Origin of the sequence: Campylobacter sp. RM16189 (genome assembly GCF_012978815.1) — a bacterium.
In the GTDB taxonomy this organism is placed as follows: domain Bacteria; phylum Campylobacterota; class Campylobacteria; order Campylobacterales; family Campylobacteraceae; genus Campylobacter_A.
The window spans coordinates 1-466 of record NZ_LIWR01000038.1 but is presented as its reverse complement, the minus strand read 5'-3'; the positions used below and the strand labels follow the sequence as shown (position 1 = coordinate 466).

Annotated in this window: 1 pseudogene; it reads left to right on the top strand. The window is 34.5% G+C overall.

The window, feature by feature from the left end:
- Window positions 1-255 precede the first annotated feature (255 nt).
- Window positions 256-466, top strand: a pseudogene (locus CDOM16189_RS08055) (GNAT family N-acetyltransferase); the annotation flags it as partial.

The window sequence follows — 466 nt, the reverse complement described above, 5'->3', positions numbered from 1 at the left end:
GGTAAAACATATCCGACCACAAACGAAACTCCTAACTCAGAGCCTCTAGGTTTATTAGGAACTCCTAATCAAACTGATGATACCGGCTTAAACACTAACACATCTGAGCTATAAGGATAATATAACCCAAAGAGAATAAAATATTCTCTTTGGGTATCTCTAGAATAGACGAAAAACATCGTCTGGTATTTAGACTAACCAATCAAGATACCATAGAGATAGCTCAATGCAGAACACATTATGGAGATAAATAAAATGCTAACCCTATACATTCCAAAACTCCAAGATCTATGGTTTAGAGAAAAGATGTTAAACGATGAAAAGACAATGGAGTATAATCACTCTTGGGGAGGTACGATTCCCTTTCCTAGTCATCAATGGGAACAATGGCATAATGAGTGGATATCAGATAAAGATAACAGATATTTTTACAGATATATACAAAAAGATAATGAGTTTATAGGTG